The following is a 16,170-nucleotide window of genomic DNA, read 5'->3' as shown; positions in this document are numbered from 1 at the left end:
ACGTGATCAGCTTCGCCTTGCGGCGAAGCGGTTGGGGGCGCTGCCCCCGGCGCGCAGGGCGCGCCACCCCCGGGATATTTAGCCAACAGAAGAAGGGCAGGGACGGGGATCAGCCGGACCCGTCCGGCAGGCGGTGCAACGCGCATTGGCCGAGCAGGCGGTCCGCATCGGCGCGGCGGCACAGTTCGGTGGCTTCGGTCATGACCGCCGCAGAGGCCGCTGCGGTGCCGTGGCGCAGCGCCTCTTGCGGGGAAAGGCCACGGGCCAGCGCCAGCGTGAAGGCCCCGACGAAACTGTCGCCGGCGCCGATTTTGCTGACCACCGGAACCGGGGGAGGGGCGGCGTGAAAGCTGTCCCCGGTCATGGCCAGAACCGAGCCGTCGGCACCACGACCGGCAACCACCAGATCAGCCACGCCGCGTCGCAGCAGCGATTGGGCGAAGGCGGCGCTGTCTGCGACGGTCGGCAGCGGCTGCCCGGCGATCCGTTCGGATTCGTCCCGGTCCATGCGCAGCGCCGCCACTGGCGGGCCGGTGCCATCGCACAGGGTTTGCAGCGCGGGACCGGAGATATCGGCGATCAGATGTGCGTTGCGCGGTGTCAGCGCTTCGGCCAGCAATGCGGGGAAGTGGTCGATCGCGCCGGGCGGTTGGCTGCCGCTGAGCACGACATAGCCATCGGCCGGGGTCGTTCTGGCGGCCAGTTGCAACAGGCCGTTCAGCCGTTTTTTGCCCCAGGCCGGTCCCGGCAGCACGAAGCGGTATTGTTCCTTGGTGGTCCTGTCGGTCACCGCAAGGCTGAGCCTGGTGTCGCCGGGGGCGGCGAAAGGCAGCACCGCGATGCCTTCATCATGCAGCAGGCTGAGCAGGGTTTCACCGCGCGGTCCGCCCAACGCCACCAGCGCCCGGCTGTGCCCGCCCAGCGTCAGCACCGCCCGTGACACGTTGATGCCGCCGCCACCGGGATCGGTCCGGGGGGCGTCGCAACGCAGTTTGGGGCCGGCGCTGACCCGGTCTGTCGTGGTGGACATATCCACCGCCGGATTCAGCGTGATTGTCAGAATGTCCCGCATCCGTTGCCCCTTTGCCATCCTGCGCAACATGGCACCGGGGACCCCGGGCTGCCAAGTCGTGATTGTATCATCGTGCCGCTAAGGATGTCTTTGGCGCGAGGGGCGGGTGTGGAAAAGGGAATAAAATAATTTATTTTCAATGGGAAACATGCGAAAGTGGCTGTGGATGTTTTGTTGGCGATCCCCGGTTCGGCCAATCCGGCGCGCGTCGTTGTGGATCGTTTGGGCCGCATTGTTTTGTGGGCGGCAGATGGGCCGCCCACAATCTTGTCCACAGCCTAGAGCATGTGTTGATAACTTGCTGCGACGTATTTGTAGCCGTCTGCGCGCGGTTCGACATAGCCAAGCCCCGGGAACGGCATGTGATAGCCGACGAAGGGGATCTTGTCGGCGGCGAGCATGGAGAGGATTTTGCGCCGGGTGATTGCCGCCATCGCCTTGTCGCTGTCAAAGCGGACCTCCCAATCGGGATAGGCCAGCGACCAGACATAGTGGTTGGCGAAATCGACCGCCAGCAGCAGCTGTTTGCCGTCGCTTTCCAGACGGTAGGCCATGTGCCCCGGGGTATGGCCGAAAGCCGCCATCGCGGTGATGCCGCTTGCAACGCTGCCGCCATCGTCGAGCATGGTCATCCGGTCGGCCAGCGGTCGCACCTTGGCTTCGAACCCTTCGTTTTCCATCTTGGCCCAAGCGTCGAATTCCATCGTGCCGGTGACATAGCTGGCATTGGCGAACGTATCGCCGGTATCGCCCCGCAGCCCGCCGATATGGTCGCCATGCATATGGGTGATCACCACCTTGTCGATCTGATCCGGGCTGTAGCCCGCTGCGTTCAATGCTTCGGTGATGCCGGCCGGGTTCAGCCCGGTGTCGAACAGGATCAGTTCAGTCCCGGTATTGACCACGGTCGGGGTGAAGAAGAATTGCGTCTTGTCGGCCGGAATCATGTTGGCGGCGGAAACGTCTGCAAATTCCTGTGCGCTGACATTCATACCGAAAGTTTTTTGCGGGTCGGGCACGGTGCGGGTGCCGGCGAGCAGGGTGGTGACTTCGAACCCGCCGAGGGTGAAGCGGTTGAACCGGGATGGCGCGGCCCCCAGCATGGCGGCGGCGGCATTCAAAGGGTTTGCCAAAGTGGCGGCAAGCGGCAGCGAGGCGGTTCCGGCCAACATGGCGCGGCGGGTCAGGCGTGATGTGGTCATTTGGAGACTCCCGTTGGGTGTTGTTGTTGCTTGGAACTATAGCGTGAATTATGCCGTGGAGCGCGATTTTCACGATTATGTGACCGGTCGGCGTTTGGCGCTGTGTCGCGGGCACATTCTGGACAAATCCCTGGAGCTGTGACATGGGGTCCGGCAACAGGAGATCATGCATGACCACGACCCGTTTCGCCCCGTCGCCGACCGGCTTTATCCATGTCGGAAACCTGCGCACCGCGCTGATGAATTACCTGATTGCCCGCAAATCCGGCGGCACCTTCATCCTGCGGATCGACGATACCGATGCCGAGCGGTCGAAGCAGGAATATATCGACCAGATTCAGCGGGATCTGGAATGGCTGGGCATCACCTGGGACCGGATCGAACAGCAATCGGCGCGGTTGGACCGCTATGCCGAAGCGGCGGATCGGTTGCGTGACATGGGCCGGTTCTATGAATGTTTCGAAAGTCCGGTCGAGTTGGACCTGAAGCGCAAGAAACAGCTGAACATGGGCAAACCGCCGGTCTATGACCGTGCCGCGCTGGAACTGTCAGAGGCGGAAAAAGATGCGTTGCGGGCCGAACGGGGTGGCTATTGGCGGTTCCGGCTGGATCATGAACGGATCGAATGGAAGGATGGTATCCTGGGCGATATTTCCATCGACGCGGCCAGCGTGTCGGACCCGGTGCTGATCCGGGCCGATGGTCAGGTTCTGTACACCATCGCGTCGGTGGTCGATGACACCGAAATGGGCGTGACCCACGTGGTGCGCGGATCGGATCACGTGACCAATACCGGCACCCAGATTCAGATCATCCGGGCGCTGGGCGGCACGGTGCCGGAATTCGCGCATCATTCTTTGTTGACCGGGCCGCAGGGTGAAGCGCTGTCGAAACGGTTGGGGGCTTTGTCGATCAAGGACCTGCGCGCACAGGGGGTGGAGCCGATGGCGCTGCTGAGCATGATGGCGCGGCTGGGATCGTCCGACCCGATCGAATTGCGCAGCTCGATGGAGGAATTGATCGCGGGGTTTGATATTAAACGGTTCGGCGCGGCCCCGACCAAGTTCGACGAAAAGGATCTGTTCCCGCTGACCGCGCATCATCTGCAATCGCTGCCGTTCGCGGCGATGAAAGACGAAATCGCGGCGCTGGGCGTGCCGGCCGATTTGGCCGAAGCGTTTTGGGCGGTGTGCAAGGACAACATCACCGTCCGCGCCGATTTGCAAAGCTGGTGGGCGTTGTTCCGTGACGGGGCCGAACCGGTGATCGAGGACGAGGACCGCGACTTTATCGCCCAGGCGATGACGCTGCTGCCCGAGGGACCGTTTGATGGTGACACCTGGGGCAAGTGGACGGCGCAGGTCAAGGCCGCGACCGGGCGCAAGGGCAAGGGGTTGTTCATGCCGCTGCGCAAGGCGCTGACCGGGCAGGGTCACGGCCCGGACATGGCCAGCGTGATGCCGTTATTGCAAGTGGTGCGCGCCCGCGGCTGAACCGGGGGACCGCGTCACAGGGAGAAGCCCCGCATCCCTGGGAGGATACGGGGCTTTCCTTTCTTCGGCGCTGGCGAACTGCGAAAGCGCGACCGTAACGGGGGCTAGGGCCACACATCGCCACACCAAAACCGAACTCGAAAATCGGCGGGAGGGAAGGCGGTGCTTAGGCGGTTTCCAGTTCTTTCAACCCGGTTTCGACCATCCCTAGGTTTTTCATCGCCATATAGCTGAGTTCATTGATCACTTCGCGGATCGAAATGCAGCCCAGCACCTTGCCGTCTTTCACAATTGGAAGATGGCGGATATGGTTCTGCATCATCTTGGCCATGGCGATGATCACAGTATCGTCGGGGTCGCCAAAAACCGGGTTTTGCGTCATCACTTCGCTGATCGGGGTAAGCGCGGTGCGGCGGCGTTCACCGATGCAGCGGCGCACGATATCGCGTTCGCTGATCATGCCCAGCAGATTGTTGTCCGCATCGACGACGGGAACGGCCCCCAATTTGCGGTTATTCATCACCTTGCAGGCTTTGCGCGCCGTTTCGTCGGGCGATACAAAATGGAATCGGCGTTTGCGGATGATTTGTGCCATTGTTTTAGGTTTGTTCATGCTTCCCCCACTCAGGGCACGTTCCAGTTTTGCCAGGTCAGGCATCGGGTCGTCCCTTTCGCTTCGTTTCGTTTAGCGAGCATCTTGGCGTTCAGGCCAAAGGCTGATGTCTCAGATACTATAACGGTACCGGGGCGGTGGGATTGACCTGACAATAGGTATGGGGCGGGGTGGCAAAAGGCGGGGAATGTCGCCTTTTGAAGGGCAAGAACATGGCTTAATCGTGTCATTTGGTCGTGAAAACAGGGCCATTGGGTCAACCCCAAGGTGGCTTTTCAGCTGCCGTTGGGTTTGTGAATCGCTTCGGACTGGGATCGGGTCAGCGGCACCAGCCGGGCACCGACATCGTCGAGCATCCGGTCGACCAACCGGGTTTCCGACCGCGCCAGCGTTTGATGCCGCGGATAAAGCGGTTGTGTGCGGTCGTCCAGGATCGGGGCGTCCCAGCCATCGGTGGTCTGAAAAAACCGGGTCACGCCTTCGGTGCCGAATTCCTGATGATACCCCTGAACCACCACGTCGAGATAGCTGAGCAAAATGGGATGCGCCATCGTGGGGGCCCCATGTTTGCCGGCAGGAATGGAATAGATCGCCACCTTGGGGGTGAACGGCAGCGGGTGATCTTCGAGATCGGTCAGATCGACCCGGTCATAGGCGTGTTCGCGTGCATCCAGCGCCCGCCAGTCCCCGTTCGGCACCGCAGCAATCAAACCGTCGATCCGGGTGACCGGATCGGGAACCGCAGTCAGAAACGCGACCGGGCGCAACGCCGTATGACGCCAGGTGCGACGCCATCCAAATACCCGCGCAGGGTGTGCTTCGCCATAGTCATGTGTTTGACGGTTCACCAGAGAACCGTATCCGAAGAAACATATATCCAAAATGCAATTAAACCCTTTGGCGATTTATCAATATCCAAGCCTATCGAACATGATATGATCATAATTATGCAGACATTGTTGGGGGGAGCCAAGCTTTGCGTGTTACCAAGCGGACCAATATCGCGATCAGAATCTTGATGTACTGTGCGGCCCATTCCGAAAGGTTGGTGACCAAATCGGAAATCGCTGAACGCTGCAATGCGTCGGAAAACCATCTGGCACAGGTCATCAATCAGATGGGGCAGCTTGGATATCTGCATACGCAACGCGGCCGCAATGGCGGTATCACCCTAGCGCGCGACGCCAAAGACATCTGGATCGGTGAAGTGTTCCGGGTTCTGGAGGGGCCGGTGCCGCTGGCCGAATGCTTTGCCGATGCCGACAATACATGCCCTTTGGTTGAAGCCTGTCGCCTGAAACTCGCGTTGGTCGATGCGGCGGAGGCGTTTTACCGGCATCTTGACGCAATTACGTTGGATGCGCTTGTCTGCGACAATCTGCCGCTATTGCACATCATGAAGTCCTTTTCCTGCGGTCAAAAGAGTGACACGTAGGTCGTTTTTCATCTCTAAGATGTCTGGCGAAGGGGGCGATAAACGACCTCTTGCCGAATGAAGGCGACTCGGCTAATCACGAGTTATCGATCGGGAGAACCGGCTTAGCCGGTGCCGAAGGAGCAACCGCCCCCGGAAACTCTCAGGCCCAAGGGACCGATCGGGTGAAACACTCTGGAGAGAGGCGCAGAGATGCGTCCGCCGAAGGGATAGCGATCTCAGGCAAAGGGACAGAGGGGGCATCGAAGAACGTGGCCTGATGGCCGCGTCGGATTGATGCCGGACGGGGTTTGTATTGCCACACCGGTTAACCAAGGATCGGAGCGGCTATGAGCGATTTGAAATCCCTGCCATTGGACGGGTTGCACCGCGAACTGGGCGGCAAGATGGTGCCGTTCGCGGGTTATGACATGCCGGTGCAATACCCCGCCGGGGTGATGAAAGAACACCTGCATTGCCGTAGCCATGCCGGGCTGTTCGATGTCAGCCATATGGGACAGGTGATTTTGCGTGGCAGTGATTATGAAGCCGCGGCGCTGGCGCTGGAATCGCTGGTGCCGGTCAATGCGGCGGGATTGGGCGAAAGCCGCCAGCGCTATGGCTTTTTCACCAATGAACAGGGCGGCATTCTGGACGATCTGATGTTTGCCAATCGCGGCGATCACATTTTCATGGTGGTCAATGCCGCCTGCAAGGAAGCCGATATCGCCCATCTGCGCGCGCATCTGCCCGCTAATGTGACGTTGCAGGTGATCGAGGATCGCGCGTTGCTGGCGTTGCAGGGCCCCGAGGCCGAAGCGGTTTTGGCGGCGCTGAACCCCGCCGTGGCAGAGATGAAATTCATGGATGTGGCCACGGTCGATCTGGGCGGTGCCGAAGCGTGGATTTCGCGGTCGGGCTATACCGGTGAAGACGGGTTTGAAATTTCGGTGCCGGTCGACGCCGCCGAGGCGCTGGCGCGCAAGCTGCTGGCCGATGATCGGGTGCTGCCGATCGGGCTGGGCGCGCGCGACAGCCTGCGGCTGGAAGCCGGGCTGTGCCTGTATGGCCATGACATCGACACTGGCACCAGCCCGGTCGAGGCGGGGTTGACCTGGGCGATCCAGAAAATCCGCCGGTCGGACGGCGCCCGCGAAGGCGGTTTTCCAGGGGCCGACCGGATCTTGTCGGAATTGCATAACGGTGCCGAGCGCGCCCGCGTCGGGCTGAAACCGCAAGGCCGGGCACCGATGCGCGAAGGGGTTTCGCTTTTTGCCGAAGCAGACCGCGAAACGCCGATCGGCTGCATCACGTCGGGCGGTTTTGGCCCGACGGTCGAGGGACCGGTCGCGATGGGCTATGTTCCCATTGCATTCGCGGCCCCCGGTACGGTTATCTATGGCGAGGTGCGCGGCAAGCGGCTGCCTGTCGAGGTGGTGGCGCTGCCCTTCGTACCGGCGCGTTTCAAAAGATAAGATCAGGCTTACAGGGAAAAGGAACCGGCCTATGAAATATACCGAAGATCATGAATGGCTGCGGGTCGAGGACGATCTGATCGTCGTCGGCATCACCGAACATGCCAGCACGTCGCTGGGCGATGTGGTGTTCGTGGAACTGCCCGAGGTGGGCACGATGGTCGCCAAGGGTGATGAAATCGTGGTGATCGAAAGCGTCAAGGCGGCCAGCGATATCGCCGCCCCGATCGATGGCGAGATCGTCGAGGTCAACGATGCGATCGTCGACGAACCGGGCAAGGTGAACGAAGACCCGCTGGGCGAGGCGTGGTTTTTCAAGCTGAAGGTCGATGATGTTTCGGTGATCAACGATTATCTGGACGAAGACGCCTATAACGCGCTGGTCGATTAAGCGTGATCAGTCTGCGCCCCCCGTGGAGGGGTGCGCAGACCCAGCCCCCGGCGGGGGTATTTGCCGCCAAGATGAAATGCAAACGCGCCGAAACGAGGAGCACCGGGATGCCGTTCGAGCCAACCGATTATTTGCCTTACGATTTTGCCAACCGCCGTCATATCGGCCCGTCGCCAGAGGAAATGGCGGCGATGTTGCAGGTGGTCGGTGTACGCGATCTTGACGCGTTGATCGATCAGACCGTTCCCCGGGCGATCCGGGCCGAAGTGCCGCTGGGATTCGGGCGGGCGTTGTCGGAACGCCAGATGCTGCGGCGGATGCGCGAAGTGGCGGGCAAGAACAAGGTTCTCAACAGCCTGATCGGCATGGGCTATCACGGCACGGTGACGCCGCCGGCGATCCAGCGCAACATCCTGGAAAATCCCGCTTGGTACACCGCCTATACGCCGTATCAGCCGGAAATTTCGCAAGGCCGGCTGGAAGCGTTGTTGAATTATCAGACCATGGTCAGCGATCTGACCGGACTGGAGGTGGCCAACGCGTCGCTGCTGGACGAGGCGACAGCGGCGGCCGAAGCGATGACCATGGCGCAACGGGTGGCGAAATCGAAGGCCAAGGCGTTTTTCGTCGATGAAAACTGCCACCCGCAGAACATCGCGGTGATGCAGACCCGCGCCGCGCCGTTGGGGATCGAGGTGATCGTCGGAGCCCCCGAGGCGATGGAGGCCGACAAGGTGTTCGGTGCGGTGTTCCAGTATCCCGGCACCTATGGCCATGTGCGCGATTTCACCGACCAGATGACCGCGCTGCACGCGGCCAAGGCGGTGGGGATCGTCATTGCCGATCCGATGGCCTTGGTCTTGTTGAAGGAACCGGGCGCGATGGGCGCCGATATCGCAGTCGGATCGACCCAGCGCTTCGGCGTGCCCTTGGGCTATGGTGGGCCGCACGCGGCCTATATGGCCTGCCGCGACGGGTTCAAGCGGGCGATGCCGGGCCGGATCGTCGGCGTGTCGGTCGATGCGCGTGGCAACCGCGCTTACCGGTTGGCGTTGCAGACCCGCGAACAGCATATCCGCCGCGAAAAGGCGACGTCGAATGTCTGTACCGCGCAGGCGTTGTTGGCGGTGATGGCATCGATGTATGCGGTGTTTCATGGGCCCAAAGGGTTGCAGGCCATCGCGCAGCGCATCCACCGCAAGGCGGTGCGTTTGGTGCAGGGGCTGGAAGAGGCCGGTTTCAAGATCGAGCCGGAAAATTTCTTTGACACCATCACGGTCGAGGTCGGGCCATTGCAGCAGGCGGTGTTGAAATCGGCTGTTGATGAAGGCGTGAACCTGCGCCCGGTGGGCAAGACCCGGGTCGGGATTTCATTGGATGAAGCGGTGGTGCCGGAAACCATCGAAGCGGTTTGGCGGGCCTTTGGCATCGAGCGGGCCGATGACCGGGCGGGCGATTGGCGGTTGCCCGATCATGCGTTGCGAGAAACGGAAATCCTGCAACACAAGATTTTCCACATGAACCGGGCGGAAACCGAGATGATGCGCTATATGCGACGCTTGGCCGACCGCGATCTGGCGCTGGACCGGGCGATGATCCCGCTGGGATCGTGCACGATGAAGCTGAACGCGGCGGCCGAAATGGACCCGATCAGTTGGCCCGAATTCAGCGACATTCATCCTTTCGTGCCTGCCGATCAAGCTGCGGGCTATCACGAAATGATCGGCGATCTGAGTTCCAAACTGTGCGATATCACCGGCTATGACGCGTTTTCGATGCAGCCCAATTCGGGGGCGCAGGGTGAATATGCCGGGTTGCTGACGATTTCCGCCTATCACCGGGCCAATGGGCAGGGGCACCGCAATGTCTGCCTGATCCCGACCAGTGCCCACGGCACCAACCCGGCCAGCGCCCATATGGTCGGCTGGAAGGTTGTGCCGGTCAAATCGAAGGAAAACGGCGATATCGATCTGAACGATTTCCTGGAAAAGGCGGCGCTGCATCGTGATGATCTGGCCGGCTGCATGATCACCTATCCGTCGACCCATGGGGTGTTCGAGGAAACCGTGAAGGAAGTCTGCGATATCACCCATGAACATGGCGGTCAGGTCTATATCGACGGGGCCAATATGAACGCGATGGTGGGTCTGTCGCGGCCCGGTGATCTGGGCGGCGATGTCAGCCATTTGAACCTGCACAAGACCTTTGCCATCCCGCATGGCGGTGGCGGTCCCGGCGTGGGGCCGATCGGGGTGAAATCGCATCTGGTGCCGCATCTGCCGGGCCATCCCCAGACCGGCGGCGAACAGGGGCCGGTTGCGGGGGCGCCGTTCGGGTCGGCGTCTATTCTGGCGATCAGTTGGGCCTATTGTTTGATGATGGGCGGCGACGGATTGACCCAGGCGACCCGGGTGGCGATCCTGTCGGCCAATTACATTGCCAAGCGGTTGGAAGGGGCCTTTGACGTGCTGTACAAAGGGCCGACCGGCCGGGTGGCGCATGAATGTATTCTGGACACCCGCCCTTATGCCGATAGCGCCGGGATCACGGTGGATGATATCGCCAAGCGGCTGATGGATAACGGGTTCCATGCGCCGACGATGAGCTGGCCGGTGGCCGGGACGTTGATGATCGAACCGACGGAATCGGAAACCAAGGCGGAACTGGACCGGTTCTGCGATGCGATGATGTCGATCCGCGATGAAATCCGCGCTGTCGAAGACGGCCGCATCGATGCCGAAAACAACCCGCTGAAAAACGCGCCTCACACGGTCGAGGATCTGGTCGGGGACTGGGACCGGCCCTATAGCCGCGAACAGGGCTGTTATCCGGCCGGGGCGTTCCGGGTCGACAAATACTGGCCACCGGTGAACCGGGTCGACAACGCCTATGGCGACCGTCATCTGGTCTGTACCTGCCCGCCGATGGAAGACTATGCCGAGGCGGCAGAGTAAACGGAAAAGCCCCGCTTTGGCGGGGCTTTTTGTTGGACAGGTGGCGGTGGGGTCCGAATTTTCGGGAAACGGCCATATCGACATGCCATAGGCCGGGTTTCAGCCCGGCATGGTACGGCGGATGTCGGATTGCCGGGCTGAAGCCCGGCCTACGGCGTTGGGAGGGGCTGCGCGGGTGTGTCGAGTTCGCTTGGGCTGTCTTTCAGGAAACTCAGACGGTCGGCCACCGTGGTCCACACCTCTTCGTTGGCGGCGGCCAGCAGGTAGCCGTCGGTGATCGAGATGTCATAGGCGCGCCCGTCCAGCATCCGCACATGCCCGCCGGCGCGTTCGCAGATCAGCACGCCCGCCGCGTGATCCCACGGGTTCAGCACCCCCGACAGGCAGAAATCGACGCTGCCCTGGGCCAGCATCCGGTATTCGTGGCACGAACAGCGCAACGCACCGGTGCGGCCGAAATCGGGCAGTGTTTCGGCCAGTTTCGGCTGTACGTCCTTGTCCATCAGATAAAAATGCAGATAGCCCGACAGGTCGCCCAAGGCGCCGCCCTTGGCGGTGCGCATCCGCCGATGCGGCCCGATTGCACCGAACATGGTGGCACCGGTTTCGCTGTCGGCGGTGATCCAGTCATCCATCAGCGCGTCATAGAGCATCCCGAAAATCGGACGGCCAAAGCGGGTGGCGGCAAGGATCACGCCGAAGACCGGCAAGCCGTGGGCGAAATTCCAGGTCCCGTCGACCGGGTCGATGATGAAGGCCAGTTCGGCCTTTGCCGCGTCGTCACGCAAATGCGGATGGGCGTGCGCGGCTTCTTCGCCGATCACCATCGCATTGGGGAACATCCGCAAAATCCCGCGCGCGATCATCTTTTCCGCTTCGGTATCGGCTTCGGTCACAAGGTCGTGCGGTCCTGATTTGGTGCTGATCTGTCCGGCGCTGAGATTGCGAAACCGTGGCAGGATTTCGGTCTTGGCGGCGCGGCGGACGATATTGACCAGGCTTTTCTGCTGGGCCTGGCTAAGAGAGGTGACGGGCAGGGGAAGCGAATTCAGATTGGTCATTGTATCGGTTCCGGGCTGATGTTGCTGTTGCAGCATGGGTGCCATCTGCCCCCCCGAATCGCAAGCGGTCAGGGGTGCGGCCTATTGCAGGGCTGTGAACCAGAAGTTGCCAAACTCCTGATCTTGCACAGACAGTATTCCCGATTTCCGGCCAAAGCGGAAGGATGGGTTTAGGGGCGGCAGAATGCGGTGAAATCTGTCAGGAAGGTTTCGGCGCTATTGCGCACCGCCTTGGTTTCAAAATGGCGCGCAATATCCTGTGGCGATTGCTTCATCAGATCACAGCGCAGGAAGATGTCTTCGGTAAAGCCTGTGCTGACCGTGGACAGCACCAGACGAAGCTGGCCAAGCATGTCGTCGCCGCGATGCGATGCATGGGCAAGAGCAATGGGTTTGGTGATGATTTCATCACGGGACACCAGCCAGTCGATGGCGTTTTTCAATCCGCCGGGAATGGCCCGGACATATTCGGGGCTTGCGATAATGATCCCGTCGCTGTTGCCGATCAGGTTGACAAAATGTTGCACCGGCTGCGGCAAGGGGGCGGATTCAAAATCCGGAGAAAAGACCGGCAAGTCGGCAAGACCATTGAAAACGGTGACGGTGTGACCGGGCGGCGCGACCGCCGAAAGCGCCCGCAACAAGGCGGTGTTGGTGGATGCAGATCGAGCGCTGCCGGATATCGCGAGAAAGTTCATGCCTTATGGTTAGCGATGGCCAAAGGCGAGGGCAACGCCGACGGGCGTCGACCGTGGTTTCGTTGGCTGGGTGTTTGGGCTTTTACGGTGCGGCAGGGTTGGATAGGGTGCGCATGACAGCGCCTTTGCGCAGGGATGTCTGAGCGTTGCTGCACAGTCGGACCGCGCTTTCGATCTCGCTTTGGGTCGGAGGCGGCGCTATAGCATGGATCATGAACATGTTCAGAAACCCGATACCGTTGGCACAGGCGCACGATTTGCCGTTCTGGCGCCGCCCGATCAGCCTGCTGTTTTTGATGGCGATGGCAATGCCGGTGGCGTTTGCCACATGGTCGGCCTTGCTGAACAATTTCGTCATCGAAGTGGCGCAGTTCGACGGTTCCGATATCGGTTGGCTGCATACGGTGCGGGAAATTCCGGGTTTTTTTGCGATCGGGGTGATCGCGTTGATCATGGTGATCCGCGAACAGGTGCTGGGTGTGGTGGCGCTGATCCTGCTGGGGGTGGCGACGGCGATGACCGCGTGGTTCCCGTCATTGGGCGGTATCCTGACCATCACCATGCTGAGTTCGATCGGGTTTCATTATTACGAAACGGTCAACCAGTCGTTGCAATTGCAATGGCTGCCGAAGGATCGCGCGCCGCAAACGCTGGGCTGGCTGCTGGCGACCGGATCGGCGGCCACATTGGTGGCCTATGTGTTGATCGTGCTGAGTTGGGACGCTCTGGGTCTGACTTATAACATCGTTTACATGCTGTCGGGCGGGTTCACGGCGGTGGTCGCGATTTTCTGCCTGCTGGCCTATCCGCAATTCGAAGCGCCCAATCCGCAGGTGAAGAAATTCGTGCTGCGGCGGCGCTATTGGCTGTATTACGCGTTGCAGTTCATGGCCGGTGCGCGGCGGCAGATTTTCACCGTTTTCGCGGGGTTCATGATGGTCGAACGGTTCGGGTTCGACGTGCATGAAGTGACCAGCCTCTACCTGATCAATCTGGTGCTGAACATGGGGTTGGCCCCGGTGTTCGGCAAGATCGTGGCGCGGTTCGGCGAACGCCGGGCGCTGATCTTCGAATATAGCGGGCTGGTGGCGGTGTTCCTGGCCTATGGCGGGATCTATTGGTTCGGCTGGGGGGTGATGTTGGCCTCTTTCCTGTATGTGGTCGATCACATGTTCTTTGCCTTGGCCCTGGCGTTGAAGACCTATTTCCAGAAAATCGCCGATCCCGGCGATATCGCCCCCACTGCCGCGGTGGCCTTTACCATCAACCATATCGCGGCCGTGTTTCTGCCGGCGCTACTGGGCTATCTGTGGCTGGTATCGCCGGGGGCGGTGTTTTTCCTGGCCGCCGGGATGGCGGCGACGTCGCTTGCGCTGTCGCTGATGATCCCGCGTCATCCCGAACCGGGCAACGAAACCTTGTTCAGCCGGTTCCTTCCGGCCCCGGCAGAATAAGACATGGCACATCCGATTGCGAAATTTACCACCGGGTCGACGATGCGGCACGTGGTGGTGATGACGATGACCGGCGCGATGGGGCTGAGCTTCATGTTCCTGGTCGATTTCCTGACCCTGTTCTGGGTCAGTCGCCTGGGCGATGAAATCCTGATTTCGGCTGTCGGGTTCGCGTCGACGATCCAGTTCTTCGTCGTGTCGGTGGCAATCGGGATGATGATCGGCGGGGTGGCCTTGGTCAGCCGGTCGCTGGGGATGGGCAAAGGGGCGCGGGCGCGGCGGATTGCGTCGGTCGTGTTGATTTATGCCACCGCGATTCAGGCGTTGATCGCGGTTTTGGTTTTCTTCTTTCGCCGCGAGATCCTGATCTGGACCGGAGCCGAAGGGGAAACGCTGGAAGTGGCGGTCAGCTTCCTTGCGATTTCGCTGCCGTCGTTGCCGTTGATCGCGGCGGGGATGTGCGCGTCGGCGGTGTTGCGGGCGGCGGGTGATGCGTGGCGGTCGATGCTGGTGACGGTCACCGGCGGGGCGGTGGCGGTGTTTCTTGATCCGCTGTTGATCCTGGGGCTGGATATGGGGGTCGAAGGGGCGGCATTGGTGATCGTCCTGTCGCGCGGCATGATGGCGCTGATCGGGCTGTATTGGCTGGGGGTCACGCATAGGATGCTGGCCAAGCCGCGGCAGTGGGACATGGTGGCTTTCCTCAAACCCTATCTGGCAATTGCGCTGCCCGCGGTGGCGACGCAATTGTCGACGCCGTTCGGAAACTGGGTGTTGATCCGGGCGATGGCGGAACATGGCGACAGCGCGGTGGCGGGGTTTGGCGTCGTGTCGCGGCTGACCATTCTGGGGTTTGGCGGTATCTTTGCGCTGTCTGGCGCGATTGGCGGCATCATCGGACAGAATGCCGGGGCCGGATTGCGCGACCGGGTCGCCGGGGCCTATGTCGACGCGTTGAAATTCTGCGCCCTTTATACCGGGGTGACATGGGCGTTGATGGCCTTCTTTGCCGATCAGATCGCGGCCGGTTTCGGGTTGAGCCCGGAAGGCGCGCATATCGTGCAGGTGTTTTCGCATTACGCTGCGGGGTCATTCGTGTTCACCGGGGCGCTGTTCGTGTCGAATGCCGCGTTCAACAATCTGGGCCGCCCGATCTGGGCCACGGTCAGCAACTGGATCCGTGACGGGCTTTTGATGGCGCCGCTGGCGCTGGGGATGGGGATCCTCTGGGGGTCTAGCGGCGTGGTAATGGCACAGGCCGTGGCCAATAGCGTTGTCGGCATCGCCGCCGCCTTTGTTGGCTGGCGCTATGTCCGGGCCGGGCGCGGGATCGAAGCGCCGAAACGCGCAAAGACTTGACCCCGGACCGCCGCGCGCTTAGGCGCTGAGCCAGCAGATAGATGCCGGAGTTCAGCCATGACCACCTTTACCGCCCTCACCACCTTGCCCGGAAAAGAGCCCGCCGAAGCGCTGGGCGACGCGATGGAGCGGCTGAACCCGGAACCGACCGGGATCGGCGTGTTCGAGATCGAAGACGGATCGGGGTTGTGGGAAGTCGGCGGCTATTTCATCGAAGCGCCCGATCAGGCCGGATTGGCGGTTCTGGCGGCGGCATTCGGGGCGAAACCGTTCGTGATTTCCGAATTGCCGGAAACCGATTGGGTGGCCAAGGTCAAACGCGAACTGGCCCCGGTCGAAGCCGGGCGGTTCTTTGTCTATGGCAGCCATGACGCCGACAAGGTGCCCGACGGGTGCGAACCGCTGTTGATCGAGGCCGCGATGGCCTTTGGTACTGGCCATCATGGCACCACCCAAGGCTGCCTGCGGGCGCTGGATCGGCTGGACCGGGATGGGTTCACCGGGAAAAACGTGGCGGATATCGGCTGTGGCACCGCCGTTTTGGCGATGGGCGCGGCGCGGATTTGGCCCAATCCCGTGCTGGCCGGGGATATCGATCCGGTTGCGGTGGACGTGGCCAACGCCAATGTCACGGTGAACGGGCTGGATGGCCGGGTCAAATGCGTGGTCGCCGCCGGGTTCGACAATCCCGACCTGACGGCTGCGGCACCTTTCGACCTGGTCTTTGCCAATATCCTCAAAGCGCCGTTGATCGATCTGGCCCCCGACATGGCATCGAATTTGCAAACCGGTGGTTATGCGATTCTTTCGGGGATTCTGAACGAACAGGCTGATGATGTGATCGAGGTTTATGCACGATCCGGCATCAATCTTGTTCATCGCGAAGAGATTGGTGAATGGACCACCCTGACCTTGGGCAAATAACGGCGCATTAGGGGCGGTTTTAGCCTAAATTGAGGCATTTGCCCCATTTCCGCCACATTT

The 16,170-nt window shown here is 61.2% G+C and carries 14 protein-coding genes and 1 riboswitch; of the genes, 8 read left to right on the top strand and 6 right to left on the bottom strand.

The window, feature by feature from the left end; translation table 11 throughout:
* Positions 1–109: 109 nt before the first annotated feature.
* Both TG4357_RS05990 and TG4357_RS05985 read right to left on the bottom strand, forming a co-directional pair.
* Entirely contained in the window at positions 110–1,072 is a 963-nt protein-coding gene (locus tag TG4357_RS05990; RefSeq protein WP_058261955.1) for a 1-phosphofructokinase family hexose kinase, read from the bottom strand.
* Between the two features lie 278 nt (positions 1,073–1,350).
* Positions 1,351–2,274, bottom strand: a complete 924-nt coding sequence (locus TG4357_RS05985; RefSeq protein WP_058261954.1) for an MBL fold metallo-hydrolase — start codon at positions 2,272–2,274, stop codon at positions 1,351–1,353.
* A 170-nt stretch (positions 2,275–2,444) separates the two neighbouring features.
* Here TG4357_RS05985 and gltX point away from each other — a divergent pair, with 170 nt between their 5' ends.
* Positions 2,445–3,767, top strand: a complete 1,323-nt coding sequence (gltX, locus tag TG4357_RS05980; protein WP_058261953.1) for a glutamate--tRNA ligase — start codon at positions 2,445–2,447, stop codon at positions 3,765–3,767.
* A 166-nt stretch (positions 3,768–3,933) separates the two neighbouring features.
* On the opposite strand, the gene TG4357_RS05975 is transcribed toward gltX, so the two are convergent.
* Entirely contained in the window at positions 3,934–4,380 is a 447-nt protein-coding gene (locus tag TG4357_RS05975) for a CBS domain-containing protein (RefSeq protein ID WP_074647039.1), read from the bottom strand.
* A gap of 275 nt (positions 4,381–4,655) precedes the next feature.
* Complete coding sequence (locus TG4357_RS05970) at positions 4,656–5,228, bottom strand: gamma-glutamylcyclotransferase family protein (RefSeq protein WP_233487434.1); 573 nt, start codon at positions 5,226–5,228, stop codon at positions 4,656–4,658.
* A 128-nt stretch (positions 5,229–5,356) separates the two neighbouring features.
* Between TG4357_RS05970 and TG4357_RS05965 the strand changes: the two genes are divergently transcribed.
* From TG4357_RS05965 to gcvP, 4 genes are all read left to right on the top strand, one after another.
* Complete coding sequence (locus tag TG4357_RS05965; protein ID WP_058261950.1) at positions 5,357–5,815, top strand: RrF2 family transcriptional regulator; 459 nt, start codon at positions 5,357–5,359, stop codon at positions 5,813–5,815.
* An 81-nt stretch (positions 5,816–5,896) separates the two neighbouring features.
* A riboswitch (glycine riboswitch) is annotated at positions 5,897–5,984 on the top strand.
* A 160-nt stretch (positions 5,985–6,144) separates the two neighbouring features.
* Positions 6,145–7,269 carry a glycine cleavage system aminomethyltransferase GcvT gene (gene gcvT, locus TG4357_RS05960; RefSeq protein ID WP_058261949.1) on the top strand — a complete coding sequence of 375 codons (1,125 nt, stop codon included), beginning with the start codon at positions 6,145–6,147 and terminating at the stop codon, positions 7,267–7,269.
* 31 nt (positions 7,270–7,300) lie between these two features.
* Complete coding sequence (gcvH, locus tag TG4357_RS05955; protein ID WP_058261948.1) at positions 7,301–7,660, top strand: glycine cleavage system protein GcvH; 360 nt, start codon at positions 7,301–7,303, stop codon at positions 7,658–7,660.
* Between the two features lie 107 nt (positions 7,661–7,767).
* Positions 7,768–10,614 carry an aminomethyl-transferring glycine dehydrogenase gene (gene gcvP / locus TG4357_RS05950; RefSeq protein ID WP_058261947.1) on the top strand — a complete coding sequence of 949 codons (2,847 nt, stop codon included), beginning with the start codon at positions 7,768–7,770 and terminating at the stop codon, positions 10,612–10,614.
* A gap of 149 nt (positions 10,615–10,763) precedes the next feature.
* Here the strand turns inward: gcvP and TG4357_RS05945 are convergent, their stop codons facing one another.
* Positions 10,764–11,675, bottom strand: a complete 912-nt coding sequence (locus tag TG4357_RS05945) for an inositol monophosphatase family protein (protein ID WP_058262398.1) — start codon at positions 11,673–11,675, stop codon at positions 10,764–10,766.
* Between the two features lie 170 nt (positions 11,676–11,845).
* Entirely contained in the window at positions 11,846–12,373 is a 528-nt protein-coding gene (locus tag TG4357_RS05940) for an NADPH-dependent FMN reductase (protein WP_058261946.1), read from the bottom strand.
* 218 nt (positions 12,374–12,591) lie between these two features.
* Between TG4357_RS05940 and TG4357_RS05935 the strand changes: the two genes are divergently transcribed.
* From TG4357_RS05935 to TG4357_RS05925, 3 genes are read left to right on the top strand one after another with little or no spacing between them, the layout of a single operon-like run.
* Entirely contained in the window at positions 12,592–13,827 is a 1,236-nt protein-coding gene (locus TG4357_RS05935; RefSeq protein ID WP_058262397.1) for an MFS transporter, read from the top strand.
* Between the two features lie 3 nt (positions 13,828–13,830).
* Positions 13,831–15,186: an MATE family efflux transporter gene (locus TG4357_RS05930; RefSeq protein ID WP_082644078.1), complete on the top strand. Its 1,356-nt coding sequence runs from the start codon at positions 13,831–13,833 to the stop codon at positions 15,184–15,186.
* Positions 15,187–15,243: 57 nt separating this feature from the next.
* Positions 15,244–16,110: a 50S ribosomal protein L11 methyltransferase gene (locus tag TG4357_RS05925; RefSeq protein ID WP_058261945.1), complete on the top strand. Its 867-nt coding sequence runs from the start codon at positions 15,244–15,246 to the stop codon at positions 16,108–16,110.
* Positions 16,111–16,170 lie beyond the last annotated feature (60 nt).

Source organism: Thalassovita gelatinovora, from assembly GCF_001458355.1.
In the GTDB taxonomy this organism is placed as follows: domain Bacteria; phylum Pseudomonadota; class Alphaproteobacteria; order Rhodobacterales; family Rhodobacteraceae; genus Thalassobius; species Thalassobius gelatinovorus.
This window is presented reverse-complemented; position numbering and strand designations above follow the sequence as displayed.